Source organism: Noviluteimonas gilva (assembly GCF_009740395.1).
Lineage (GTDB): Bacteria > Pseudomonadota > Gammaproteobacteria > Xanthomonadales > Xanthomonadaceae > Noviluteimonas > Noviluteimonas gilva.
The window spans coordinates 601,115-624,157 of sequence record NZ_WOXT01000002.1; the positions used below are offsets into that span (position 1 = coordinate 601,115).

27 protein-coding genes are annotated in these 23,043 nt (G+C 65.9%); 16 read left to right on the forward strand and 11 right to left on the reverse strand.

What is annotated here, in order from left to right; all coding sequences use genetic code 11:
* Nucleotides 1–79: 79 nt before the first annotated feature.
* On the forward strand, nucleotides 80–688 hold the full coding sequence (locus GN331_RS09910) for a hypothetical protein (protein ID WP_156641800.1): 609 nt from the start codon (nucleotides 80–82) through the stop codon (nucleotides 686–688).
* A gap of 10 nt (nucleotides 689–698) precedes the next feature.
* A complete protein-coding gene (locus tag GN331_RS09915; RefSeq protein ID WP_156641801.1) occupies nucleotides 699–1,025 on the forward strand; it encodes a hypothetical protein in 327 nt (108 codons plus the stop codon).
* 25 nt (nucleotides 1,026–1,050) lie between these two features.
* Here GN331_RS09915 and GN331_RS09920 read toward each other — a convergent pair whose 3' ends face one another.
* Together GN331_RS09920 and GN331_RS09925 are read right to left on the reverse strand one after the other, a co-directional pair.
* Entirely contained in the window at nucleotides 1,051–1,566 is a 516-nt protein-coding gene (locus GN331_RS09920) for a DUF4760 domain-containing protein (protein WP_156641802.1), read from the reverse strand.
* Nucleotides 1,567–1,858: 292 nt separating this feature from the next.
* Nucleotides 1,859–2,827, reverse strand: coding sequence for a quinone oxidoreductase family protein (locus GN331_RS09925; protein WP_156641803.1), 969 nt, complete (start codon nucleotides 2,825–2,827; stop codon nucleotides 1,859–1,861).
* A 69-nt stretch (nucleotides 2,828–2,896) separates the two neighbouring features.
* Between GN331_RS09925 and GN331_RS09930 the strand changes: the two genes are divergently transcribed.
* Nucleotides 2,897–4,558 carry an NAD(P)/FAD-dependent oxidoreductase gene (locus GN331_RS09930; protein WP_156641804.1) on the forward strand — a complete coding sequence of 554 codons (1,662 nt, stop codon included), beginning with the start codon at nucleotides 2,897–2,899 and terminating at the stop codon, nucleotides 4,556–4,558.
* Between the two features lie 23 nt (nucleotides 4,559–4,581).
* Here GN331_RS09930 and GN331_RS09935 read toward each other — a convergent pair whose 3' ends face one another.
* Together GN331_RS09935 and GN331_RS09940 are read right to left on the reverse strand one after the other, a co-directional pair.
* A complete protein-coding gene (locus tag GN331_RS09935; protein ID WP_156641805.1) occupies nucleotides 4,582–4,926 on the reverse strand; it encodes a 5-carboxymethyl-2-hydroxymuconate Delta-isomerase in 345 nt (114 codons plus the stop codon).
* A 50-nt stretch (nucleotides 4,927–4,976) separates the two neighbouring features.
* A complete protein-coding gene (locus GN331_RS09940) occupies nucleotides 4,977–5,348 on the reverse strand; it encodes a hypothetical protein (RefSeq protein ID WP_156641806.1) in 372 nt (123 codons plus the stop codon).
* Between the two features lie 154 nt (nucleotides 5,349–5,502).
* Between GN331_RS09940 and GN331_RS09945 the strand changes: the two genes are divergently transcribed.
* From GN331_RS09945 to GN331_RS09960, 4 genes are all read left to right on the forward strand, one after another.
* Entirely contained in the window at nucleotides 5,503–5,883 is a 381-nt protein-coding gene (locus GN331_RS09945; RefSeq protein ID WP_156641807.1) for a RidA family protein, read from the forward strand.
* Nucleotides 5,884–5,994: 111 nt separating this feature from the next.
* A complete protein-coding gene (locus GN331_RS09950; RefSeq protein ID WP_197427076.1) occupies nucleotides 5,995–6,423 on the forward strand; it encodes a hypothetical protein in 429 nt (142 codons plus the stop codon).
* A 31-nt stretch (nucleotides 6,424–6,454) separates the two neighbouring features.
* Complete coding sequence (locus tag GN331_RS09955; protein WP_156641809.1) at nucleotides 6,455–6,751, forward strand: DUF3658 domain-containing protein; 297 nt, start codon at nucleotides 6,455–6,457, stop codon at nucleotides 6,749–6,751.
* On the forward strand, nucleotides 6,748–7,215 hold the full coding sequence (locus tag GN331_RS09960; RefSeq protein ID WP_156641810.1) for a hypothetical protein: 468 nt from the start codon (nucleotides 6,748–6,750) through the stop codon (nucleotides 7,213–7,215). The genes GN331_RS09955 and GN331_RS09960 overlap by 4 nt, the downstream gene beginning before the upstream one ends.
* Nucleotides 7,216–7,226: 11 nt before the next feature.
* Here the strand turns inward: GN331_RS09960 and GN331_RS09965 are convergent, their stop codons facing one another.
* The 3 genes from GN331_RS09965 to GN331_RS09975 form a co-directional block, all read right to left on the reverse strand.
* A complete protein-coding gene (locus GN331_RS09965) occupies nucleotides 7,227–7,481 on the reverse strand; it encodes a hypothetical protein (protein ID WP_156641811.1) in 255 nt (84 codons plus the stop codon).
* 127 nt (nucleotides 7,482–7,608) lie between these two features.
* The gene (locus GN331_RS09970) at nucleotides 7,609–7,953 is read right to left on the reverse strand and encodes a hypothetical protein (RefSeq protein ID WP_156641812.1); all 345 of its coding nucleotides are present in this window, start codon (nucleotides 7,951–7,953) and stop codon (nucleotides 7,609–7,611) included.
* Between the two features lie 227 nt (nucleotides 7,954–8,180).
* Nucleotides 8,181–8,525 carry a hypothetical protein gene (locus GN331_RS09975; RefSeq protein ID WP_156641813.1) on the reverse strand — a complete coding sequence of 115 codons (345 nt, stop codon included), beginning with the start codon at nucleotides 8,523–8,525 and terminating at the stop codon, nucleotides 8,181–8,183.
* 180 nt (nucleotides 8,526–8,705) lie between these two features.
* Here GN331_RS09975 and GN331_RS09980 point away from each other — a divergent pair, with 180 nt between their 5' ends.
* The 3 genes from GN331_RS09980 to GN331_RS09990 all read left to right on the forward strand — a co-directional run bounded on the left by GN331_RS09980 (nucleotide 8,706) and on the right by GN331_RS09990 (nucleotide 11,835).
* On the forward strand, nucleotides 8,706–9,620 hold the full coding sequence (locus tag GN331_RS09980) for an aldo/keto reductase (RefSeq protein WP_231734468.1): 915 nt from the start codon (nucleotides 8,706–8,708) through the stop codon (nucleotides 9,618–9,620).
* 80 nt (nucleotides 9,621–9,700) lie between these two features.
* Nucleotides 9,701–10,648 (forward strand): phosphate acetyltransferase, encoded by a 948-nt coding sequence (locus GN331_RS09985; protein ID WP_156642048.1) that lies wholly within the window; start codon nucleotides 9,701–9,703, stop codon nucleotides 10,646–10,648.
* Nucleotides 10,648–11,835 carry an acetate/propionate family kinase gene (locus GN331_RS09990; protein WP_156641814.1) on the forward strand — a complete coding sequence of 396 codons (1,188 nt, stop codon included), beginning with the start codon at nucleotides 10,648–10,650 and terminating at the stop codon, nucleotides 11,833–11,835. Before GN331_RS09985 ends, GN331_RS09990 begins: the two co-directional genes overlap by 1 nt.
* Nucleotides 11,836–11,857: 22 nt before the next feature.
* Here the strand turns inward: GN331_RS09990 and adhP are convergent, their stop codons facing one another.
* A complete protein-coding gene (adhP, locus tag GN331_RS09995; protein ID WP_156641815.1) occupies nucleotides 11,858–12,886 on the reverse strand; it encodes an alcohol dehydrogenase AdhP in 1,029 nt (342 codons plus the stop codon).
* 86 nt (nucleotides 12,887–12,972) lie between these two features.
* Nucleotides 12,973–15,210 carry a CocE/NonD family hydrolase gene (locus GN331_RS10000; protein ID WP_156641816.1) on the reverse strand — a complete coding sequence of 746 codons (2,238 nt, stop codon included), beginning with the start codon at nucleotides 15,208–15,210 and terminating at the stop codon, nucleotides 12,973–12,975.
* Nucleotides 15,211–15,370: 160 nt separating this feature from the next.
* Here GN331_RS10000 and GN331_RS10005 point away from each other — a divergent pair, with 160 nt between their 5' ends.
* The 5 genes from GN331_RS10005 to GN331_RS10025 are packed head-to-tail and all read left to right on the forward strand — an operon-like array spanning nucleotide 15,371 to nucleotide 19,776.
* The gene (locus tag GN331_RS10005) at nucleotides 15,371–17,704 is read left to right on the forward strand and encodes a Tex family protein (protein ID WP_197427077.1); all 2,334 of its coding nucleotides are present in this window, start codon (nucleotides 15,371–15,373) and stop codon (nucleotides 17,702–17,704) included.
* 11 nt (nucleotides 17,705–17,715) lie between these two features.
* Nucleotides 17,716–18,072 carry a hypothetical protein gene (locus GN331_RS10010; protein WP_156641817.1) on the forward strand — a complete coding sequence of 119 codons (357 nt, stop codon included), beginning with the start codon at nucleotides 17,716–17,718 and terminating at the stop codon, nucleotides 18,070–18,072.
* A 30-nt stretch (nucleotides 18,073–18,102) separates the two neighbouring features.
* Nucleotides 18,103–18,501, forward strand: coding sequence for a hypothetical protein (locus GN331_RS10015; RefSeq protein WP_156641818.1), 399 nt, complete (start codon nucleotides 18,103–18,105; stop codon nucleotides 18,499–18,501).
* Between the two features lie 56 nt (nucleotides 18,502–18,557).
* Nucleotides 18,558–19,193 carry a DUF2306 domain-containing protein gene (locus GN331_RS10020; protein ID WP_156641819.1) on the forward strand — a complete coding sequence of 212 codons (636 nt, stop codon included), beginning with the start codon at nucleotides 18,558–18,560 and terminating at the stop codon, nucleotides 19,191–19,193.
* A 55-nt stretch (nucleotides 19,194–19,248) separates the two neighbouring features.
* Nucleotides 19,249–19,776, forward strand: a complete 528-nt coding sequence (locus GN331_RS10025) for a hypothetical protein (protein ID WP_156641820.1) — start codon at nucleotides 19,249–19,251, stop codon at nucleotides 19,774–19,776.
* Nucleotides 19,777–19,836: 60 nt separating this feature from the next.
* Here the strand turns inward: GN331_RS10025 and GN331_RS10030 are convergent, their stop codons facing one another.
* The gene (locus GN331_RS10030; RefSeq protein ID WP_156641822.1) at nucleotides 19,837–20,391 is read right to left on the reverse strand and encodes a DUF2058 domain-containing protein; all 555 of its coding nucleotides are present in this window, start codon (nucleotides 20,389–20,391) and stop codon (nucleotides 19,837–19,839) included.
* A gap of 72 nt (nucleotides 20,392–20,463) precedes the next feature.
* Here GN331_RS10030 and GN331_RS10035 point away from each other — a divergent pair, with 72 nt between their 5' ends.
* A complete protein-coding gene (locus GN331_RS10035; RefSeq protein WP_156641823.1) occupies nucleotides 20,464–20,973 on the forward strand; it encodes a M48 metallopeptidase family protein in 510 nt (169 codons plus the stop codon).
* Between the two features lie 4 nt (nucleotides 20,974–20,977).
* Here GN331_RS10035 and GN331_RS10040 read toward each other — a convergent pair whose 3' ends face one another.
* A complete protein-coding gene (locus GN331_RS10040; RefSeq protein ID WP_156641825.1) occupies nucleotides 20,978–23,002 on the reverse strand; it encodes a peptide-N4-asparagine amidase in 2,025 nt (674 codons plus the stop codon).
* Nucleotides 23,003–23,043: the final 41 nt, after the last annotated feature.

The following is a 23,043-nucleotide window of genomic DNA, read 5'->3' on the forward strand; positions in this document are numbered from 1 at the left end:
AAAGACTACCGCCAATACATGCCATCCGTTGGCATGTAACCGGGCGCAGGCTCGCCTTGCCTCACTCACGGAGCCACCCATGGCCACTGCCTCGCACGCATTCCTCCGCTGCCTCGCGCCCACCTGCCTGCTGATCCTGACCGGAGCCACGATGACCGCCACCGCCACCGCCAGCGAACCGACCGCCGTCCCCGCCGCAACCGCCGCACCGGCCCCGGGCGCATTGCCCAGCGACGCGGAAGGATTCGCCTTCCTCGAAGGGCGCTGGCGTGTGTTCCATCACCAGATGAAGGATGCCTTCGCCGCGAAGGAAGAATGGGTCGACTACGAAGGCCGCGCGCGCTTCTTCACCTTGCTCGACGGCCTGGTCAGCGTCGAGGAACTCCGCACCGCCGATGGACGCCCCTTCGGCGGCGCGATGCGCACCTTCGATCGAACGCAACGCACGTGGTCCGACGCATGGGTCTCCGCCGGCAATGGCGTGCTGCAACTGCCGCAGCACGGGCGCTTCGTCAATGGCGTCGGCACCTGGGAATCGGAAGAGCACCACGACGGCAAGCGCATGCTGGCGCGCGGCGTATGGAAGCGCGTGTCGATCGATGTCGTCACGTGGGAGCAGATGTTCTCGATGGACGAGGGGAAGTCTTGGAAGACAAACTGGTCCATGCGATTCGAACGGATCGACTGAGTTGAGGCAAATGCGTCCACCGATCATCATCGACGAGCATGGAGACGTCAGCGTTTTCGAGTCGGTTGAGGCCGCCGCCCGTTACATCGAGCCGATCGATGTTCGCAACAACGAGTACGTTGCCTACGACAGCGCCGGATATTTGCTCCGGCTGGTTCCGACCGAACCTCGAGTGAGCATCCCCGGCTACGCGTCGGACGTCCCGCAACCGGCGCAACTGGCGCAGGCGCTTCGCACTTGCTGGGAGCAGTCGTGGGGCGCTCCGGTGCCGGCGGAGGTCACGTCGCTGGACGCGCTCCTCGCATTGTTCGTCAGCAAGCACGGTTACACGAAGTGAGCCAACGGCGCTGAAGTGAAACAACCTATCGCTTCGGCGTCCAACGCCGAAAGCGATCGTACGCAGGCACCTGTGTCGGTCGCCCGCGCTCTTCGAAGCGCTCCGCGAGCCACTGGAACCACTCGAACAACAGCGGGTGGCCTTGCTCGCGCCGATTCGCTTCCACCCACGGCCGCAGGCGCTGCCACAGCAGCACGACGGCGCCGCCGATGATTTCTTCGACCAGGTGCATCGGCAGACTGTCGCGATAGACCAGCAAGCCCATGCTTTCGAAACGCGCACCCAACGCCAGCGCCGCTTCTTCGTAATCGGGGCCCAAGGCCCGGAAGTCCTCGACCGGCATGTCCACCGGCAACGGGTAGATCAGGTGAAAGGCGTGCGTGAACTGTTGGTCTTCGATCGAACGCATCAGTTCGATCGCGGCGGCGTCGTGCCGTTGTCGCCGGAACTGCCGGATCTGCGCCATGCCGAAGCACAGCGCCAGCACGACCGCCACGTTGCCGACGATCTGCGCGAATTGCGAGAGGGAAGACAGGTCCATGGCGCGCGGGAATCCGGGCGGGGATGCTGTTTGCATACGCGCAACCCCGCGCGTTCCGGCCGGCGCAAGGTGCGTAATCGATGGCGATGTCCGCTTTCGGGCGCATTGGCGGATGAACTTCCGCCGCCGCGCGCGCTGCACTAAAGTCGCGGGCAGGGGAACAGGGGAAAGCATCCACGTCGGCAACACGTAAGGCTGGCCGTCCTCGAACGTCCCGTCGCGCCGGCGCAGTTACACCGTAATAGGCTCGCGCGCACTTGCGTCCATCGAGCACTGAAGCGGCGGAGCGGCGCTACGGAATCAACAACACCTTGCCCGCGGTGCGACGCCCTTCGAGAATCGCATGCGCCTGCGCACCGTCGCGCAGCGGAACACGCGCGGCGATCGTTACGCGCAGTTGTCTCGCGCGTACAGCGGCGAAGAGACGATCCGCGCGCTGCTGTCGCACGTGGGCCGTCGTGAGCACGTTCCACAGATCGCCGCCGACCAGCGTCAACGAACGATCCATCAACACGCGTGGGTCCACAGGATCCGGATCGCCCGCCGCCATGCCGTAGAACACGACCGTGCCGCCGGTGCGCGTGAGCGCCATGCTGTCGGCGAGCGTGCGCCCGATCGAGTCGTAGGCGACGTCGACGCCATGCGGCACCAACGCGCGCACGCGTTCCACCCAACCCGGCCCCGAATCCACCGCATCGCGCGCGCCGGCCGCGAGTGCGGAACTGCGCTTGTCTTCCGATGAAGCGAGTGCGATCACGTTCGCGCCCTTCGCAGTGGCCAACTGCACCAGCAACTGGCCGACGCCACCCCCGGCCGCGTGCACCAGCAAGGTTTCGCCCGCCTGCACGGCGTGGCTGTCCTCGAGCAGGAACTGCGCCGTCAGGCCCTGCAGCAACAGTGCGGCCGCGGTGTCGGCGTCGATGTCGTCAGGCAACGTGATCAATCGATCCAGCGGCACCGCCACCAACTCAGCGTTGGCGAACGCGCTGTCGGCGAAGGCAACGCGTTGGCCGACGGCGAATGCGCCGCCCGCATCCTGCGGGTCGAGCGCAGCAATCGCGCCCGCGGCCTCGTAACCGGCGATCCACGGCGGCGACCCCGCCAGGTGGTAACGGCCCTGACGACGGTAGATATCGGCGAAGTTGAGCCCAATCGCCTGCGTGCGGACCACGGCCACGCCGGGGCTGGGCTGCGGATCGGGCAGGGCGGTCCATTCCAGGACCTCGGGCCCGCCGAAGCGCGAGAACGTCAGTGCGTGCATGGTCGACGATGTTATCGGGTTCGGGCCGCCTAAAATGCGGGCCACGCACCCGCGCCAACGACCGCCCCCATGCTGCGACTCACCGACCTCAAGCTGCCGCTGGACCACCCCGAGCCGGCGTTGCGCGAGGCGATCCTGGCGCGGCTGGGCATCGCCGCCGACGAGCTGACCGGCTTCACCGTCGCCAAGCGCAGTTACGACGCGCGCCGCCGCGGCGCGATCGTGCTGATCTATTCGGTCGACGTCGACACGCCGCGTGAAGCCGACATCCTGCGACGGCTGCAACTGGACGACGAAGCCGAAGCATTCGCGCACACGCACGACGGCGGCAAGGTGATGCGCACGCCCGACACCAACTACAAGTTCGTGGCGTGCGCGCCTGGCAATCTCCCGCTGCGCCCGCTCGTGATCGGCATGGGGCCGTGCGGCCTGTTCGCCGGCCTGGTGCTTGCGCAGATGGGCTTCCGCCCGATCATCCTGGAACGCGGCAAGGCCGTGCGCGAACGCACCAAGGATACCTGGGGCCTGTGGCGCAAGAAGGTGCTCAACCCCGAGTCCAACGTGCAGTTCGGCGAAGGCGGGGCGGGCACGTTCTCCGACGGCAAACTGTGGAGCCAGATCAGCGACCCGAAGCACTACGGGCGCAAGGTGATCGACGAGTTCGTCAAGGCGGGCGCGCCGGAGGAAATCGCGTACGTCAGCAAACCGCATATCGGTACGTTCCGCCTGGTGTCGATGGTGGAAGAAATGCGCGCGACGATCGAATCGCTCGGCGGCGAAATCCGTTTCAGCCAGCGCGTCGATGACCTGCTCGTCGAAACCGACCGCGATGGCGTGCGCCATGTGCGCGGCGTAACGCTCGAGAGCGGTGAACAACTGCGCGCCGACCATGTCGTGCTCGCATTGGGCCACAGTGCGCGCGACACCTTCGCGATGTTGCATGCACGCGGCGTGTTCGTCGAAGCCAAACCGTTCTCGATCGGCTTCCGCATCGAACATCCGCAATCGCTGATCGATACCGCGCGCTTCGGCCCGCAGGCCGGGCATCCGTTGCTCGGAGCGGCCGATTACAAACTCGTGCACCACTGCCGCAACGGGCGTTCGGTGTACAGCTTCTGCATGTGTCCCGGCGGCACCGTGGTCGCCGCGGCCAGCGAACCCGGGCGCGTGGTGACCAATGGCATGAGCCAGTATTCGCGCAACGAACGCAACGCGAACGCGGCGATCGTGTGCGGCATCTCGCCCGAGGATTACGCGCCCTACGGCACCGGCCCGCTGGCAGGCATCGAGTTGCAGCGACATTGGGAAGCGCGCGCGTTCGAACTCGGCGGCGGCGAGTACGAAGCACCGGGCCAATTGGTGGGGGATTTTCTGAAAGGCCGCGCGTCGAGTGCGTTCGGCGGGGTGCTCCCGTCGTACAAACCCGGCGTGCGCCTGGGCGATCTAGCGCCGTCGCTGCCGGACTACGCGATCGAAGCGATCCGAGAGGCGCTACCCGCATTCGACAAGCAGATCCGCGGGTTTGCGATGCACGACGCGGTGTTGACCGGTGTCGAAACGCGCACGTCCTCGCCGGTGCGCATCACGCGTGGCGAAGATGGTCACAGCCGGAATACGCGTGGGTTGTTCCCCGCGGGCGAAGGCGCGGGTTACGCAGGCGGCATCTTGTCGGCCGGTGTCGATGGCATTCGTATGGCGGAAGCGGTGGCGCTCGATATGCTTTCGCGCTGAGGGCGAAGGCGCCGACAACGCAGTCACATCATCGCGCGATTGAAATACGTCGCCCGCTCGAACTCGGCGATGTTCGCGGCAATGCGAGGCAATCCGGGGAACATTTCCGCCAGTTCGCTCACGATGGCTTTCGACAACGCCGCGCGTTGCTCGACGGTGCGCCCCTGCATGATCCAGGCGAAGGTGTGGATGAAATCGTTCCGCCCGCCGCCGACCGAATACGTTGCATAGGGATTGACGCGGATCTTGATGTCCGCCTCGTCGAACAGCCCGGAAGCATTCACCACGCGATGCAGTCGCGCGATGATCGTCTCCTCGTCGTGGGTCTTGAGAAGGTCCCGGGAACAATCGACGACGAAGTGCGGCATGGGGGCTCCTTTCGACGGCCTCGGTGCAGTGATCGCTCGGCCGCGATTCGCTACGTCGGCGACAACGACAACAACCACGCCAGCGCGGACGCCGCATCGTCGAAATTCCGCACGCGCATGTTGCGGACGACGCCTGCGAGTTCGGCGGCGCGCGCGTGTTCCGGCGGCAATCCGATGAGGGCGACGTCGGCTTGTTCCAGGGTCGCGGCGGAGATCGCTTTGGACAGGTAGTCCTGCCGGCTCGCGCTGTCGCCCGCCTCGCCGATCGTCGCCTGCGTGTAGTCGGCCAGGATGCGGCGGACGCCGCTGTCGCGGACCAGGGCGGCGACATCGTCCAGGGCGGCCATACGCGCGGCGTAATCGACCACGCCGGTGTAGTGCAGTTCGATCCAGCCCTCGCGAATCGCGACGATGTGGGTCACGCGACGGTCCTCGGTGCGTGTCCCCACACGCGTGGGGCGATCATGCCCCTTGCCGGCCGGTTGCGATAGCCACCCGCGGTCTCCGTCGTGACCGATAGCGGACGTGGGTCGCGTTCAAGGCACCTGCGATCCCGGAATCGCCAAGGAGCGAAGCATGGCCAGGCAAATCGTGTTCACTTCGAAGGCGGCCAAGCCGCCGGCGACCTACAGCCAGGCGACCAAGGCGGCCGGCCTGGTGTTCCTCTCGGGCACCGCCCCGGCGGATCCGATCACGGGCGCGATCGTCGGCGCCACGATCCAGGAGCAGACCCGCCAATGCCTCACCAACATCGCGGCCATCCTGGAGGCGGCGGGCAGTTCCCTCGATAGGATCGTCAGCGCCACCGTCATCCTCGCGGAAGAGGACGACTTCGCCGGCATGAACGAGGAATGGTTGCGATGGTTTCCCGCCGATCCACCCGCACGCCAGGGCGCCAAGCTTCCCGTTCGCGTGCCGGGGCTCAAGGTTTCGATCGCGGTGATCGCCGCGGCGTAGACGACGCGGCGCGCATTCGTCTGGACGGACGAGCGCGCCAGAACTACTTTGGGCGCTCTTGCGCCGCGCAGGGCGGGCGTCCAAAAGGCCGAGTGGTTGATGAAGAGCTGGATGACCATGCTGTTGCTGATCTCCTGCGCCTCGCTGCATGCGCAGACGCCAGCGTCGCCCATCGCGGCGAGGCACGAAGTTGCGCTCACGGTGCAGCGCGGGGATTGCGCGTCGCCCGGCACGGGGGATGACTGGAAAGTCGTCAAATCGGCCTGGCGGGCCGATGGCAGCCTGGAAGTCACGCTGTGGGATAGCGAAACGCAGACGTACAGCGTCATCGACGACTCCGCCAGCGTCGATGCTTCCGTTCCCGGCGCGCTTCGGTTGTTCTATCGCACCAGGCAGAGCACGCTCCCACCGGACGCGCCTGTTTTCTTTTGCGAGGACTGGGTCAAGCTGACCTTCGTCATCCGTGGTCTTTCGCGCGCGCCGTACCAGGTGACGGTGGAAAGCACCCAGGTGGTACGGCAAGCTGGGATAGACGGCTAGTTCGCGCCGCGACCCAGGGGCTATCGCTTCCATGACCGAGGAACAGGACGATCCGGCGCTTGGCCCTGACGACCAGGTCGCGATCAGCGCGCTCACGCCGTTGGACGTGGCGGCGATCGATCAGGCGCTGGTGTCCCACTGCGACAAGCAGTGGCGAAAGGTGGCCTATGTCGTCGCCATGGCGATGAACGCATTGCAGCACGCCTATCTCGACGTCCCTGACATCTACTACGCCGAGCGCGTCCGAACGTTGGTTGCCGATGGTTTGCTCGAGGGGCAGGGCGATGTTCGGGGAATGCGTTTCAGCGAAGTGCGCCTATGCGTATGAACAAGTTGTCCCTTTTCTGTTGCCTTTCGCTGCTTGCCGGCTCGGCGCTCGCCGAAGGTGTGCCACTCAAAGATGGCCGCTATGTGGGAAAGGTTGTCGTCCTTGAACTGACGGAAGATCAGAAAAAGGCCATCGAGCACTTCAGGACCTGTCACCTGGCGAGTTTCAAAACCATGAATCAGTTCACGCCCTACGTGTTTGAACTCACGGCAGGGCAAAGCAAGGCGCTGTCACGCGCTGCCGGTGTTTCGCCCAGGTTCTTCGAAGTCTATGAAACCGATCGCGGTTTCAATGACACAGGTCCTCATTGGAACCTGGCATTGCGATTCTCGGAGACGCAAATCGAGATCCCGCTGGATTTGCTGCTGTCTGATAAGGAAGCGAAGAAGGCGCACGACGAGCAGGGTTGGATTGCAACGAACCCTTGCTTTCCCGCGGTGGGGAGAACAACCGAAATTGACTAGAGCCACTTCGCTCAAGTAAGAAAACAGGCAATCGGGGGAATGCCAATGCATCTGGTCGTCTTTATCCTGGTCCTGATCTTGGCCGGGTTGTTCGCGTCGATGTTCACGGTCAAGGCGATCGACGCGCCCGATGTCCTGCTCGTGGGCGCGGCGTTGATTTGCTGGATCGGCGTGGTCGCGTTGCTGTGGACGCGTTGGGTGCGCAAACCGTCGAAGTGGCTCGTGCGGGTCGCGGCGGCGGTGGGGGTTGTGATGTTCGTCGCCACCGTCTACGCGTGGACCCAGCAGACCGACGTGTTCGTGGTGCATCGCGCGAACTGCCCGCCGCGCGTCGGCAGCTTCTGGAAGTTGGTCGGTGCCTGGGTCGGAGGCGCGGCCGCCATTCGCTACGCGCTATTGGGCTACCTCTTCGGCCCGCCGCTCGTGCAGCGGATCCCGGAGACGCGCAGTGCGCTGCGTTGGCCGGGCAGGGTGTTGCTCGGTGCGTGGAGTGTGGCGTGCCTGTACGTGCTCGCGCGCAATCTGTCCGTCGATGTCGCGTTGCAGTCGTTCAAGGAGGCGCGCGGATTGCTCATCTTCATCGGGATCATCGCCCTGATCGTCGCGGTAATCTGGTTCAAGGGCATCCCCGGTCGCAAGCGTCGACAGCAAGCGCAGATCGACTTCGCGGCGATCGCGCCGGAACGCCGGCGCGCACTGGTGGACATCGCGGAGCGTTACGCCCGCGGCGTCGCGCATTGCGTGTACTACCGTGATATCGGTCCTTCGGGATGGGACGCGCACAAAGCGCATGTCGGCGGGAGCATGTTGATGCCGACGGGCGAAGCGTGGCCGATCGACGACGACGGCACGCCCGCGCGCGCGTTGTTGCAGTTGCCGCTGCCGGACGCCTTGCCCGCGCCGTGGCCGGGCCGCTCGCTGGCACTGTGGGTGTCGATCGGCGGCTTCGACGTGGTGGCGCGCAGTTACGCGAGCACCGACACGCTGGTCGAAATGCCACAGCCGCCCGTACCGGTCGCACCGGTGGCGAAAGGCGAACTGTTTCCGCTGATGCTGCCCGTGCCGAAGGATCCGGACGGCGAAGTGGAAGGCGACGAGTTCTGCGATCTGCTGTTGCGCGAATGCGCGGAGCTGCGTGACGCCCTCGCGACCGTGACCGACCAACCCGCGGCGATCCTGCCGATGCTCCTGCAGGACGACCTGCGCACGGCGATTTCACCGAAGACATGGCGTTCGGCGACGTGGGTGTTGCGTACGTCTACGGGTGCGATGCGCATCCGGCGCATTGCCAGGCGTTCGTGGATTGTCATTGATGGCAGCTTGAGCGGCCGTAGGCCTTACGTACTTTTACGGAGCCGCTGCCCGCTGTTTTACCGGTGCCCCGGTCGGACGTCTGCGCCACCATCGTCCAGGCATTCGAGGATCAGGCCATGGCGCTCAAAGATCTGCTTCCCGGCAAGCTCGGCTTCGGCACGGCCCCGCTCGGCAACATGTTCCGCGACATTCCCGAAGACGAGGCGCGCGCGACGGTGGAAGCCGCCTGGAACGACGGGATTCGCTACTTCGACAATGCGCCGTTCTACGGCGCGGGCCTGGCCGAGATCCGCATGGGTGACGCGCTTGCCACGCGCCCCCGCGAGGACTACGTCATCAGCACCAAGGTGGGTCGGCTCATCCTGGACGAGGTGGAGGACGTGGACGCACGCGACCACGGCGAGAAGCGGGATGTTTTCAAGCACGGGCGCCCGAACAGGATCGTGAACGACTATTCCGAAGACGCGACGCTGCGCTCGATCGACGATAGCCTCAAGCGACTGAAGACGGATCGCATCGAGATCATCTGGGTCCACGATGTTGCGCAGGACTTTTACGGCGATGACTGGTTGGGCGTCTTTGAAGCTGCGCGCAAGGGCGCGTTTCGCGCGCTGGACCGTTTGCGCGACGAAGGCGTCATCAAGGCCTGGGGTCTCGGCGTCAACCGTGTTGAGCCGATCGAATTGCTGATGGCGCTCGAAGAACCGCGCCCCGATGGATTCCTGCTCGCCGGGCGCTACACGCTGCTCGACCACGCGCACGCGCTGCAACGCGCGATGCCGGAGGTGGCCGCGCGCGGGCTGAGCATCGTCGTGGGCGGGCCCTACAGCTCGGGCGCGCTGGTCGGCGGGCCCAACTTCGAATATGCACCCGCCAAGCCGGAGATCCTCGCCAAGGTCGCCCGGATCAAATCGATCGCCGATCGTTACGGCATCAGCATGAAAGCCGCCGGCTTGCAGTTCGCACTCGCGCATCCGGCGGTGGCGGCGGTGATTCCGGGCGCGAGCAAGCCCGACCGCATTGCAGAGGATCGCGCTGCAATGGACGAGGTTGTGCCGGACGACTTCTGGCGCGATCTGCGCAATGCATAACTCGTGGATCCCTCGGCGCCGTTGCCGATTGCGCAATAGGCTTCACACCGCGCAAGCCCCGGGAGTCGAAAGTGGAAGCCATGAACGAGACCCGCAAGCCCAGGAAATACGATCTGCTCATCGACAGCTGCAGGGCACTGCCTCCCATGTCCACGGCCGTCGCGCATCCCTGCGACGCGTCCTCGCTCTCGGCCGCGATCGATGCGACCCGCCTCGGCCTCATCGCGCCGATCCTCGTAGGACCGCAAGCACGTATCCACGGGGCTGCGAAGGATGCCGGCCTCGAGCTGGGCGACATCGAAATCGTCGACAGCCCGCACAGCGTGGAATCGGCGGCGCGCGCCGTCGCGCTGGTGCGCGAGGGACGCGCAGAGGCGCTGATGAAGGGCAGCCTCCACACCGACGAACTGCTGGGCGCGGTGGTCAAGCGCGAAACCGGGCTGCGGACCGCGCGGCGCATCAGTCACTGCTTCGTGATGGACGTGCCGGGGCACGAGGACACGCTGATCGTGACCGACGCGGCGGTGAACATCGCGCCCACGCTCGCGGAGAAGGTGGACATCGTGCAGAACGCCATCGACCTCGCGCATGCACTCGGCGTCGTCGAAGTGCGGGTGGCGATCCTCTCGGCAATGGAGACGGTGAACCCGGACGTGCCTTCGACATTGGAAGCCGCGGCGTTGTGCAAGATGGCCGACCGCCGCCAGATCACCGGCGCGATCCTCGACGGGCCGCTCGCGCTCGACAATGCGATCGACCTGGCCGCGGCGAAGATCAAGAATCTCGATTCGCCCGTGGCCGGCCGCGCGAACGTGCTGGTCGTGCCGGACCTCGAGGCAGGCAACATGCTCGCCAAGAGCCTCACCTTCCTCGCCGGCGCGGACGCCGCCGGCATCGTACTGGGCGCGCGCGTGCCGATCATCCTCACGAGTCGGGCGGACTCGGTCACCGCGCGTCTTGCTTCGTGCGCGGTCGCCGTCCGGGTCGCGCATGCCCGACGCCTCGACGCGGGGCGGGCGGTGCGCTGATGTCCGGCGCGATCGTCGTCATCAACGCGGGCTCCTCGAGCCTCAAGTTCTGCGTTTACTTCCATCGTGCGCAGGGCCTCGCGCCGGCGCTGCGGGGGCAAATCGAGTCGATCCACACGCAGCCCCGATTCAAGGCGCGCGATGCCGCGGGCGCGGAGTGCGGGACGAAGACCTGGCCGCAGGGCACGGCGCTCGGCCATGACGAAGCGCTGCGCCACATCGTCGAGTTCGTGCATGCGCAGCTCCCCGACGAGCCGTTGCTCGCGGTGGGCCATCGGGTGGTGCACGGTGGAATGGAATTCGCTGCGCCCGTGCGCATGGATGCCGACGTGCTCGCGCGCCTGGAAGCGTTCATTCCCCTCGCGCCGCTGCACCAGCCGCATAACCTGGCGCCCATTCGCGCGCTGCTCGCGGCGCGACCCGACCTGCCGCAGGTCGCCTGCTTCGACACGGCCTTCCATCGCACCATCCCCGAGATCGCGCAGATGTTCGCGTTGCCGCATGCGCTGCACGTCGAGGGCGTTCGCCGTTTCGGTTTCCACGGCCTGTCGTACGAGTACATCGCTTCGCAGTTGGCGCATTTCGATCCGATCGCCGCGACAGGCCGAACCGTCGTGCTGCACCTGGGCAATGGCGCGAGCATGTGCGCGATGCACGCGTCGCGAAGCGTCGCGACCACGATGGGGTTCACTGCGGTCGACGGTCTGCCGATGGGAACACGCAGCGGTTCGATCGATCCGGGCGTGATCCTCTACCTCATGGACGAACGCGGCATGGATGCGCGCGCGATCGAGACGATGATCTACAACGCGTCGGGGCTGCTCGGTGTTTCCGGCGTGTCGAGCGACATGCGAACGTTGCTCGCTTCCGCCGAACCGGGCGCCAAGCGCGCCGTCGACCTGTACGTCTACCGCATCGGTCGCGCGCTGGGCTCGCTTGCCGCCGCGCTCGGAGGACTCGACGCAGTCGTCTTCACCGGCGGCATCGGCGAGAACTCGGCGGTGATTCGCGAACGCGTTTGCCGCGACGCGGAATGGCTGGGCGTGGAGCTCGATCCCGAAGCCAACGAACGCGGAGGCCCGTGCATTTCGACCGCCGATGCGCGCACGCGGGCCTGGACCGTGCCCACCGACGAAGAATGGATGATCGCGCGGCACACGCTGTCGACCCTGGAAGGGCGACCGTAAACAACGCCGCCGCGGGCAGGGGCTATGCCGCCATGTCGAGGACGATGCGACCCTCGATCTCACCCTTGTGCATGCGCGCGAAGACGTCGTTGATGTTCTCCAGCTTTTCGGCGGCGACGGTCGCGGCGACCTTGCCTTGCGCGGCGAACTCCAGCGACTCCTGCAGATCCAGGCGCGTGCCGACGATCGAGCCCCGCACCGTGATGCCGTTGAGCACCATGCCGAAGATATCCAGCGGGAAGCTGCCCGGCGGCAGGCCCACGAGAGACACCGTGCCGCGACGCCGCATCATGCCCAGTGCCTGCTCGAACGCCTTCGGCGACACCGCGGTGACCAACGCGCCATGCGCGCCGCCGATTTCCTTTTTCAGGAACGCGGCCGGATCGGTGGTGCGCGCGTTGACCGTGACGGTGGCGCCCAGGCGCCGCGCGAGTTCGAGCTTGTCGTCGTCCACGTCGACCGCGGCCACGTTCAAGCCCATCGCCTTCGCATACTGCACAGCCATGTGACCCAGGCCGCCGATGCCGGAGATCACGACCCAATCGCCTGGCCGGGTGTCGGTCACCTTCAGGCCTTTGTAGACCGTGACGCCCGCGCACAACACCGGCGCGATCTCGACAAAGCCGATGCCCTTCGGCAAATGGCCGATGTATCCCGCGTTGCCGAGCGCGTACTGCGCGAAGCTGCCATTGACCGAATAACCGGTGTTCTGCTGGCGCTCGCACAGCGTCTCCCAACCGCCGAGGCAGTGTTCGCAGTAGCCGCAAGCCGAATGCAGCCACGGAATGCCGACGCGATCGCCTTCCTTGACGTGGCTGACGCCGGCGCCGACCGCGGCCACGGTGCCCACGCCCTCATGACCCGGGATGAAAGGCGGCGACGGCTTCACTGGCCAATCGCCTTCGGCCGCGTGCAGGTCGGTGTGGCACACGCCGCAGGCTTCGATCTTCACCAGTACGTCGCCGGGGCCGGGCCGCGGTACGGGGACCTCATCAATCACGAGCGGCTGGCCGAATGCACGCACCACCGCGGCCTTCATGGTCCTGTCCATCGCGACTCCTTCGGGGGAAAGGTCGGATGCAACGTTACGCCGGTCTTGCGGGCCGTGCATTGGCGCAGATCAAGCGCGGTTTCAACTCACTCGCGCACGCCAAATTCCAGGCAACTGCTCCCGCGCCAATGAACCTCCAGCGGTGCACCCGCGTCGGCGATGACTTCATCGGACGGCGCATTCCCACTGCCCAGGTTGAGTTGGCGGTCGGGTTGCTTGATCACGCCGAGCGTGACCACGATGCGGCTGCCGGCGGCCAGTTGGCGGCCGATCAAACGTGTGTCGTCCACGACGAGGCGCTGCGGCACGCCGGCCTGCAACAGGTGCCGCTGGCGGCGATCTGCGTTGTAGCTGGCGCGTTGCAACCACCACGCGAGGTCGAGGTATTCGCCCTTGGCGTTGCGCTCGTACACGCCGATCGCGACATCGACATCGCGCTTGTTGACGGTGAAGTCGAGGACGCCTTCGAACGCGCCCGCCAATTCGGTGTCATGGGGCAGGGCATCGCCGATGAAGACCAGGCCCGCATGCGGATCCAGCGCGGTGTTGATCACGTTGGCGGATGGCGTCCAGTCGGCGTCGCTGCGATCGCTGAAGTCCACGCGCTGGGTGACGATCGCCTTCGGCTGCGGATGCGGGGACAAGGTGTTCGCATCGGCCGTCGCGCCCGGCACCAGGCACAGCCGTTGCGTGCGCGTCGCCATCGTCTCCAGGGTGTGCGCGTGACGCCACGCGTCCGCGCCCATCACCTGCCAGTTCACGCGGTCGGCCAGTACGTCCGGCTTCGGTCCACCCTTCAACACATGGTCGAACCATGCCAGCCGCAAGACTTGCAGGTCGATCCGCGCGGCAGGGTCGGGCGCATACCCCTGGATCTGCGGCGGCACGCCGGTTTGCATCGTGAAGTGCTCGTAGGGGCCGATCAGCAGCGTGTGGTCGGCGTCCGGTCGATGCCGCAAGTGCTCGCGAAAATAATGCAGCACGCCAATCTGTGCACCGTCGAAGTAGCCGGTCGTGGCGAGCACCGGGATGTCGATGCCGGCGAATGCATCGCCTTGTGGAATCAGCGCTTGCCACCACGCGTCGTAACCCGGATGCCGAAGCCAGTGGTCGAACACCGGGTTTGCGCTGCCATCGATGGCCGGCATTTCACGATGCGCGCGGCCGCTGGCGTACCAGTTGCGGTTGAGCGCTGCCCAGCGCGCGTTGTCGCCGTAGCGTGCATCGTCGAGCCATCGGTTGCTCGCGGCATACAACGGCCACGGATACATGAAGTTGAGATAGACGCCGCCTTCCATCGGCACGTCGATGCCGGGTGCGAGCGTGGCGGACGTGGCGATCGCCTTCAACGCCTTGGGTCTGTACTTCAGCGCGGCCCATTGCGTGAAGCCGCTGTAGCTGCCGCCGTACATGCCCACGCGGCCGTCGTTCCAGGGCTGTTGCGCGATCCAGTCGATCACCGCAGCGGCATCGGCGCCATCGTGTTCGTACGGGACGATGGCATCGGGGCTGCGCCCCTTGCCGCGCGAATAAGCGACCACGCCCGCGTAGCCGTATGCGGCGGCCTTCTTCGCATCGGCCCAGGCCCAGTCGTCGTTGGCGTAAATGGTGAACGTCAACAACGCAGGCAGTGGCGACGCCTGCGCCGGGCGCACGATCAGCGCGGCGATGCTGGCGCCATCGGGCGTGCGCACCAGAGTGTCGCGGTCGATCGCGTAACGACGCGCATCGTCGGCCGCGAGTGCCGAAGCGAACAACGGTTGGAACGCGCTGTAGGCCGAATGCACCTGCCAGGCGCGGATCAACTCGATCGCATCGGCGACGGGCAGGCGATCCTTTCCGACGGCCTTCGCCAACGCCGCGTCGAGATCGCCCCGCATGCGCGGCAAATAACCACCCAATGCGAACTCCGCCTGCAACGCGACCCTGTCCTCCAGCGCACCGAAACGTTCGTCGAACGCGGTGCGCCAGGCCTGTGCGAAGGGCGCACTGGACTGCGCCTGCGACACCTTCGCCCGCGCATGGATTTCGTATTGCAGGTAGAGCGGTGGCTGCGAGGCGGGGTCATTGCGCAATGCGCGCAGCGTCTCGATGCTCTTCAGCGCCTGCGGGTACTGCCCGGCGGCTATCTGCAGGCGGAACAGCGTGCCGAGGTAGCGCTGGCGGTCGTCGTCGCGATAGGCCCGCAGCGTGTCGCGCGCGAGCGCCGGCATTGCACGATCGACGGAATCCGCGTGCAGGCCCGCCGGAACGTGGACATCCTGCGCCCGGGCGATCGAGGGCAACGACAGCGCGATCAGCAGGAGGGCCAGGCAGGCTTTCATGTCGGGCTGATGCGCGGATGTCGAGTCGGCGGATGCTAGCACCCGTGATTGGCGCCTCTGCCCCTGTTGCTTCGGAATACGCGGCGCCTGTCAATCCTTACGCGACGCCCAAGGCATTGCCACAATCGGCCCAGCACTCCGCAACACGCAGACCGACGCAATGCCCCAGATGTCCCCGCAGCTCGCCCGCCAGATCGCTTCCACCATCGCCGCCGAGATCGGCGCCCAGGCCGCCCAGGCCCAGGCCGCCATCGCCCTGCTGGACGAGGGCGCGACGGTGCCCTTCATCGCGCGCTACCGCAAGGAAGTGACCGGGGGACTGGACGACACCCAGCTGCGCAACCTCGAAACGCGCCTGGTCTACCTGCGCGAACTCGAGGACCGCCGCGCCGCGGTGCTCTCCAGCATCGCCGAGCAGGGCCAACTCACCGATGCATTGCGGGCGGAGATCGAGGCCGCGGACTCGAAGTCACGCCTGGAAGACCTGTACCTGCCGTACAAGCCCAAGCGCCGGACCAAGGCGCAGATCGCGCGCGAGGCGGGCCTGGAGCCGCTGGCCGATGCGCTGCTGGGCGATCCGACGCAGGTGCCGGAGGACTGCGCCGCGCGCTTCGTCGATGCCGACAAGGGCGTCGACGAAGCCAAGGCCGCGCTGGACGGTGCGCGCTGGATCCTGATGGAACGCTGGGGCGAAGACGCCGCGCTCGTGGGCGAGCTGCGCGCATGGCTGCACGAGGTCGGCGTGATCCGCGCGCGCGTGGCCGAAGGCAAGGAAACCGAAGGCGCGAAATACCGCGATTACTTCGATCATCGCGAATCGCTCGCCCGCATTCCGTCGCATCGTTTGCTCGCGCTGTTCCGCGCGCGTCGCGAAGAAATCCTGTTCATCGACCTCGATCCCGGCACGGATGCAGACGCCGGGCATGTGCTGGCCGAAGGGCGTGTCGCGCATCACGTCGGCGTCAGGGCGCAGGGCAGGCCCGCGGACAAGTGGTTGCAGGACACCTGCCGCCTGACCTGGAAAGCAAAACTGCACCTGCATCTGCTGTTCGATCTGTTCTCGCAGGCACGCGAGAAGGCCGAAGCCGAGGCGATCCAGGTCTTCGGAGACAACCTCAAGGATCTGTTGCTCTCCGCGCCCGCCGGGCCGAAGGCCGTGCTCGGTCTCGATCCGGGCCTGCGCACGGGCGTCAAGGTCGCCGTGGTCGATCGCACCGGCAAGGTCGTGGAAACGGCGACGATCTTTCCGCACGAGCCCCGGCGCCAATGGGATCAGTCGCTGGCGGTCCTGCATGCACTGTGCGCGCGGCACGGCGTCGAGCTGATCGCCATCGGCAACGGCACCGCATCGCGCGAGACCGACAAACTCGCCGGTGAGCTGATCGCGCGGACGCCGGTGGCCGGAATGCAGAAACTCGTGGTCAGCGAAGCCGGTGCGTCGGTGTATTCGGCGTCCGAACTCGCGGCGAAGGAATTCCCGAACCTCGACGTCACGCTGCGCGGCGCCGTGTCGATCGCGCGGCGCCTGCAGGATCCGCTTGCCGAGTTGGTGAAGATCGAACCCAAGGCAATCGGCGTCGGCCAGTATCAGCACGATGTCGATCAATACCGCCTCGCGCGTGCGCTCGATGCGCGCGTGGAGGATTGCGTGAACGCCGTGGGCGTGGACGTCAACACGGCGTCCGCCGCGTTGCTCACGCGCGTGTCGGGCCTGTCGTCGACGGTGGCCGAAAACATCGTCGAATATCGCGATGCAAACGGCGCCTTCAAGAATCGCAAGACCCTGCTGAAGGTGCCGCGCCTGGGCGAGAAAACCTTCGAGCAGTGCGCGGGCTTCCTGCGCATCGCCGACGGCGACCAGCCGCTCGACGCATCCTCGGTGCATCCCGAAGCGTACCCGGTGGTTGCGCGCATCCTGGAAAAATGCGGGTGCGAAGTGAAGCAGCTGATCGGCGATGCCGCGCTGCTGCGTGGCCTGAAGGCGGAGCAATTCACCGACACGCAATTCGGCGTGCCCACCGTGCGCGACATCCTGAAGGAACTGGAAAAGCCCGGCCGCGATCCGCGCCCCGAGTTCAAGGCCGCGCGTTTCGCCGACGGCGTGGAGGACATCAAGGACCTCAAGGTCGGCATGATCCTCGAAGGCGTGATCAGCAATGTCGCTGCCTTCGGCGCCTTCGTCGACATCGGCGTGCACCAGGACGGCCTGATCCACATCTCGGCGCTGGCGGACAAATACGTCAAGGATCCGCGCGACGTGGTCAAGTCGGGCGACATCGTCAAGGTGCGCGTGCTGGAGGTCGACGTGCAGCGCAAGCGCATCGCACTCACCCGACGCCTCGACGACACGCCGCCGCCCGCGCGCGAACACAAGCGTGACGCGCCGACCCGGGACAAGCGCGACGATGGGCGCGGCGCGCGCGCCACGGGAGCTGCGCAACCGCCCGCGAACAACGCGCTTGCCGCCGCGTTCGCCCGTGCGAAGCGGGATTGAGGAGCAATGAAATGACGGATTTCGAGTCCACCACGATCTTGTTCCGCCCGGTCGGCCCCGAAGAGCTGGCCTTGCTGGAGCGCAGTGGTTTTACGCGCTGGCCACCACGGCTGCCGGAACAACCAATCTTCTATCCGGTGACGAATGCGCAATACGCCGCGGAGATCGCCGAGCGGTGGAACGTCAAGGACAGCGGGTACGGCGCCGTGACACGCTTCCGGGTGCTGTCGTCGTTCATGGACCGATACGCGATCCAGCAGGTCGGCGCGTCGCACCACACGGAGTGGTGGATCCCCGCGGACGAACTCGAGGCGCTCAACGACAATATCGTCGGGCTGATCGAGGTCGTGCAGGAGTTTCGTGGTTAGATTCGTCGAAGCGCCTCCATTGGAATCCAGATGTCGAATCCGAAAGCGTCGTTGTTGGCAGCGTCGTTGACCTGTGTGGCCGCGCTGGCGTGTTGTTCGGCGACACCCGCGCGTCCGATGGGCGGCGCGCCACCACCGCTCCCCGACGGCGAGTACACGTTCCATCATCGATTCGCCGAGCACCCGTCGATGCCCAGCATCGACATGCGGGTGCGATTCGGCGAGGGCCGCATCGTCGTGACCAACACAACGCCGGGCACGCCGTTCCCGCTGGGTGTCGTCGCGGAAGGGCAGTTGCTGTGGAACGGCAAGGTCGGCAAATGGATCATCGCCCGCACGCCTGCCGACCAGGAGGCGAGGGAAGTGGGTGGGTGTTCCGACGGACCTGAAGTCGTCGATCTGGAAAAGCGGATCTATTGGACGTGCTGATTGTTCGCCGCAGGTTGCGTCGCTAATCTGCCGCATGGCGAAGGGGGGATGCGCGCATGAAGCTACTTGGCACCTGCAGTCTGTTCTTGCTCGCCTTTGGCGTCGCCGGCTATGCAGTGTTTGCCTATGGCGTCCTGCCATTGGGGAGCCTGGTCCATCCGGACATGAAAGCTTCCTTCCTCACTCACAAAGTGGGCATCTACGCGCACATCTTCGCCTCGGTCGTTGCGATCTCGCTCGGCCCGTTCCAGTTCCTGCCTGGCATGCGACAGCGTTTCGTCCGGCTCCATCGTTGGATGGGGCGGACCTACCTGGGCATCGGCGTTCTCGTGGGCGGTTTGGCCGGGCTCTACATGGCCACGTTCGCATTCGGCGGCATCGTGTCGAAACTCGGATTCGCGTTGCTGGCCGTGCTCTGGCTTTACACCGGTCTTCGCGCATACCTTGCCATCCGGCGTCACGATGTGATCGAGCATCGCAGATGGATGGTCCGCAACTTTTCGCTGACGCTGGCGGCCGTCACGCTCCGCATCCTGCTTCCGGCCTCGGCGATTGCCGGCATTCCTTTCGGGGTTGCTTATCCCGCGATCGCGTGGCTTTGTTGGGTGCCCAATCTTCTGGTGGCGGAGCGGTTGTTCAACCGGGCGCGGGAGAATGCGTTCAAACCGAAAGCCCTGCGCGGGTCTGCTTGATTCATGCGTGCTCGCACGGCGTTCCGCTTACGGCCCAAGTCAAAGGGATAGGTCCATGAAGTACCGCTTTGTTGCCCCGATCTTGCTCGCCTTCGTCGCAGGACGCGCCCAGGCCTGCGTCGATCCCGAGCTGCCTTCGTATCGGCAAGAGCTGTCCTCAGCTCGGCACGTCTTCGTCTTCCGCCTCCTCTCGTTGCGTTTGATCAATAGGGCGGAAGGGGCGCGCGAGGTTGTCGGCGAAATCGAAACGGTACGCGTGCTCAAGGGCCAGCCGCGATTCACGACGGTTGCCTGGGAGCAGGGCAACTGCGGCCAATTGGTGCTGCGGGTTGGCGGTTACTACGCTGCCGCGACGAAACAATCGGGCACCGTACTCAAGCCTGTGCGTGGGCAAAATTCGATGCTCGACGTCGGCGATGACTTCGCTTACTCGGTGCCGCACAAGCGCCCGGGACAGACCTGGATTTTCCACGTCGCCAACTACCTTCGCGACGGGACACCCTTTCCCGAGTATTTCAATGTCGACCAGCAAATGACGCGGACCGGCTCGTTTCCACAGTTGCCGCCGCCGCGTAAGCGATGAATTTGCACGATCCGCCTAGTTGCCCGGGCGCGATCGCGTCGACCGGTCGTTCGCGGCCACTCACCAAACCAGGTCGTCGGGCACCTGGAACTGCGCGTAATACGCATCGTCCTCTGACGTTCCGGCGGAGGGCGCCGCGCCCGTGTCCTGTCCGTGATCGAGCACGATCATGCTGGCGTCGCGTTCGCGGACCTTGTCGCCGGCCGCGCGCGGCAACAGCTCGTAACGGTCGCCCAGGCGGGCGATCACCAGTGCGCCGGAGGAGAGTTTCTTGCGCAGGTCGTCGTTGACGAGCAGGGTGCGGATGGCGCCGTCGGCGCTGAAGCGGTACTCGCTCTCCCCGGCGCGCGGCACCTTCTTGTCCTCGATGATCTGCACGGCCTGTGCGCGCAGCTCGGCGATGCGCGACTGCGCCTTGCGATCGGCGGCGAGGGCGCGGTCGCGCTCGGCCTTTTCGGCCCGCGCGCGCTCGGCGTCGCGCTGGATCTCGTTGGGCTCGGGCGGCGCTTTGGCGTGCCGGGCCTTGTTCTGCTCGCGCGCCGCTTCGGCCACCTTGGACTTCTTGACCAGGCCGGCCTTGAGCAATTGTTCCTGGAGCGGGTTCGCCTTCGCCATATCGCGGTGTCTTGCCGTGCGTTTTCGGCCCATGATACTTGCCGTCGCCGCCGCTTTCGCCGCCTTTTGCCGATGGAACCGTTGAAGTACCTCGTGGGCTACCCGGAGCACGTGCTCGCGCGGGTGCAGGCGCTGATCGAACAGGGCCGCCTGGGCCCGATGCTGGCCGACAAGTACGCCCAGCCCCACGCCGTGCGCAGCGACAGCCAGCTGTACGACTACGTGCAGGCCCTCAAGGACGAGCACCTGCGCAGGGCGGTACCGCTGGGCAAGGTGATCTACGACAGCAAACTGCAGGTGATGAAGCAGGCGCTCGGCACGCACACCGCCATTTCCCGGGTGCAGGGCGATCGGCTCAAGGCGAGCCGCGAGATTCGCATCGCCACCGTTTTTCGCGATGCGCCCGCCGAATTCCTGCGGATGATCGCCGTGCACGAACTGGCCCACTTGAAGGAAGCCGAACACAACAAGGCGTTCTATCAGTTGTGCACGCACATGGAGCCGGACTACCACCAGCTGGAATTCGATCTGCGCCTGTATCTGACGCATCTCGATGTTGGGCACCGCGTGCCCGGTTCATAGGAACTCAGGGGGCTGGCGCCCAGTTCATCGAATCCGGCGAGCCGTCCGGGTGCGAGTACCAACGCAGGCTGTTGACGCCGTTCGAACAGCCTTGGCCGCGCGTACGCGTTTCGAGCACGCCGTCCATGGTGGTGAGGCCGGCGCTGAAACAACCGCCGCGGTTATCGGTGTAGAGATAGTCGCGTGCGCTGCCCCAGTTGAAGAATCCGGTGGGATCGATGAACTCGCGCGTGCCGTCGAACGCGTCGCGCAACGATGTCTCGAACCGCGCCGTGCCGCGCCGGAATTGCGACGTGCGTTGCACGCGCACCTGGTGGACGAGCGCGCTGAATTCTTCCGGGATCGCAAACGAGAACTCGCCGTCGGACCGGTGCCGCCCCGCGTTGAGATAGTCGAGGGTGAACGGGTAGGTCGTGTACGACTTGTCTTCGCTCAGCAACGTGGTCCCCAGCACGCGCCGGCTGGTGACGTCGACGGAACTGGTGAGGCGCACCTTCTGGTCGTGGCTCACGTCGAAATCTTCCCAGAGGGCGACGGTACCGGTGGCCAGCACGTCGTAGATGTTGCGGTTGACGAAGTAGTTGCGTTGCTGGACCGTGCTGACGATGCGGCCGCGCGAGGTGTCGACGTAACCGGAGATGCGGAACGACCGCACCGAACGCGTGCTGACCTCGCCGGTGAGATGCCGGGTCACGATGCCCTCGTTCGTTGCCGTCGTCTCGACGAGCGTGTCGGTGATCGACGGCGTCGATTCGGCCAGCGTGTTGCTCGTCACCGCGCCGGGCACGATCGCGCGATTCCTGTCGCGATACAGCACCAGGTGGCCTGAGACCAGACCGCTGTCCACACCGAGCAGGCGCGCCTGCACCGTGTGTTCCGCACCGTTGTTGAGCAGACCGGCGAAGGGCGTGAGATCCACGCGGAACGGCATCCAGTTCAAGGCCTGCGCGGCCGGGGCAGGGGTGTCGACCGTATTGCGGAAGCCGTTGTTGATGCTGCTGCCCAGCCAGGGGAAGACGGGCGCCAGGCCCGCGAGCCGGCCGTCGATGCGGATTTCGACTTCGCGGTAATTCCCGCCGCCGCAGCCCTGCATGTGGCTCACGAAGTTGTGGCGCAGATCGCCGATGGCGAAGGAGTTGTGCAGGTACGGGAATTCGGCGAGCACGGACTCCGGCGCGCAAGCGAACCAGTAGCGCGTGTTTCCGCCGCCGCCGGTGCCCGAGACGTGCGAGACCACGTCCAGGTACGCGCGTTCGATGTTGCGCGGGAACGTGCCGGTGAACGCCGCGATCGGCAAATGGTCGTGCGCTTCGAAAGACGAAATGGGAACGACGAGATCCGCGACGCGCTGCGCGGGCGTCTGCGCCGTCGCCGGGTAGAAGACGAGCAGCGCTGTCGCCCTCGGTGTTTCGAGGAAGTCGTCGAAATCGAAATTGACGTTGTCGTAGCGTCCGGACAGCACGCCGGGGTGCGAGGTGCGCAGGAGGGAGGCGTATTCCGTCACGTCTCGCTCCATGTGCCACACGGGAACGTCGTCGGTCATTTGCGGCGCGCCGGCCCACAAGGCGCCGCTCGTCCATCCCGAATTGGGATCTCCGGTTTCGGTGAGCTGCAACGACAGTGCGCTGACCGGGTTGCCGTTCTGCCGCGGGCCTTCGAGTTCGATGATGAGCTTGACCTTCGCCCATGCGCCCGGGCATCCCGCGGGCGGTGCGTAGGTAAAGTTCGTGCTGAAGATGGAGTTGACGGGGATCTGCGAATCGCGGAGCAGATTCACGACGCACGGCGTACCGGCTGCGCGCGGCAGGCGCGGTTCGACTTGCAACGGATCTGCGCCGGCAGCGGCGGGGTCGAGGGCTGCGGCGACGAGGCCCGCGGCATTCGTTGCCGCGCTTTTGTCGGGTTGAACCTGGCGGGCGCTTGCCGCGGCGTGTGATTCCGTATGCGTCGCGACGAACGCGCCCGCGCCCAACACGACCAGCGACGCGCCGACGAGCACGGATGCGCGCAATGCAGTTTGCGTTTTCATCGTTCCCTCTCCCTGTGCCGCGAGGCGGCACGAGGACGCTG

Coding starts and splice junctions, on each gene's coding strand:
- GN331_RS09955 (WP_156641809.1), top strand. CDS start 6,455: ATGACCGAGGAACAGGACGATCCGGCGCTTGGCCCTGACGACCAGGTC.
- GN331_RS09970 (WP_156641812.1), bottom strand. CDS start 7,953: ATGCGCGACGCCGCGGGCGTAACGCTCCGCGATGTCCACCAGTGCGCG.
- GN331_RS10030 (WP_156641822.1), bottom strand. CDS start 20,391: ATGGCGAAGGCGAACCCGCTCCAGGAACAATTGCTCAAGGCCGGCCTG.
- adhP (WP_156641815.1), bottom strand. CDS start 12,886: ATGGACAGGACCATGAAGGCCGCGGTGGTGCGTGCATTCGGCCAGCCG.
- GN331_RS09910 (WP_156641800.1), top strand. CDS start 80: ATGGCCACTGCCTCGCACGCATTCCTCCGCTGCCTCGCGCCCACCTGC.
- GN331_RS09980 (WP_231734468.1), top strand. CDS start 8,706: ATGTTCCGCGACATTCCCGAAGACGAGGCGCGCGCGACGGTGGAAGCC.
- GN331_RS09935 (WP_156641805.1), bottom strand. CDS start 4,926: ATGCCGCACTTCGTCGTCGATTGTTCCCGGGACCTTCTCAAGACCCAC.
- GN331_RS09945 (WP_156641807.1), top strand. CDS start 5,503: ATGGCCAGGCAAATCGTGTTCACTTCGAAGGCGGCCAAGCCGCCGGCG.
- GN331_RS09925 (WP_156641803.1), bottom strand. CDS start 2,827: ATGCACGCACTGACGTTCTCGCGCTTCGGCGGGCCCGAGGTCCTGGAA.
- GN331_RS10005 (WP_197427077.1), top strand. CDS start 15,371: ATGCCCCAGATGTCCCCGCAGCTCGCCCGCCAGATCGCTTCCACCATC.
- GN331_RS10035 (WP_156641823.1), top strand. CDS start 20,464: ATGGAACCGTTGAAGTACCTCGTGGGCTACCCGGAGCACGTGCTCGCG.
- GN331_RS09915 (WP_156641801.1), top strand. CDS start 699: ATGCGTCCACCGATCATCATCGACGAGCATGGAGACGTCAGCGTTTTC.
- GN331_RS09920 (WP_156641802.1), bottom strand. CDS start 1,566: ATGGACCTGTCTTCCCTCTCGCAATTCGCGCAGATCGTCGGCAACGTG.
- GN331_RS09975 (WP_156641813.1), bottom strand. CDS start 8,525: ATGACAATCCACGAACGCCTGGCAATGCGCCGGATGCGCATCGCACCC.
- GN331_RS09930 (WP_156641804.1), top strand. CDS start 2,897: ATGCTGCGACTCACCGACCTCAAGCTGCCGCTGGACCACCCCGAGCCG.
- GN331_RS10025 (WP_156641820.1), top strand. CDS start 19,249: ATGAAGTACCGCTTTGTTGCCCCGATCTTGCTCGCCTTCGTCGCAGGA.
- GN331_RS10015 (WP_156641818.1), top strand. CDS start 18,103: ATGTCGAATCCGAAAGCGTCGTTGTTGGCAGCGTCGTTGACCTGTGTG.
- GN331_RS09950 (WP_197427076.1), top strand. CDS start 5,995: ATGACCATGCTGTTGCTGATCTCCTGCGCCTCGCTGCATGCGCAGACG.
- GN331_RS10040 (WP_156641825.1), bottom strand. CDS start 23,002: ATGAAAACGCAAACTGCATTGCGCGCATCCGTGCTCGTCGGCGCGTCG.
- GN331_RS09990 (WP_156641814.1), top strand. CDS start 10,648: ATGTCCGGCGCGATCGTCGTCATCAACGCGGGCTCCTCGAGCCTCAAG.
- GN331_RS09960 (WP_156641810.1), top strand. CDS start 6,748: ATGAACAAGTTGTCCCTTTTCTGTTGCCTTTCGCTGCTTGCCGGCTCG.
- GN331_RS10010 (WP_156641817.1), top strand. CDS start 17,716: ATGACGGATTTCGAGTCCACCACGATCTTGTTCCGCCCGGTCGGCCCC.
- GN331_RS10020 (WP_156641819.1), top strand. CDS start 18,558: ATGAAGCTACTTGGCACCTGCAGTCTGTTCTTGCTCGCCTTTGGCGTC.
- GN331_RS09985 (WP_156642048.1), top strand. CDS start 9,701: ATGAACGAGACCCGCAAGCCCAGGAAATACGATCTGCTCATCGACAGC.
- GN331_RS10000 (WP_156641816.1), bottom strand. CDS start 15,210: ATGAAAGCCTGCCTGGCCCTCCTGCTGATCGCGCTGTCGTTGCCCTCG.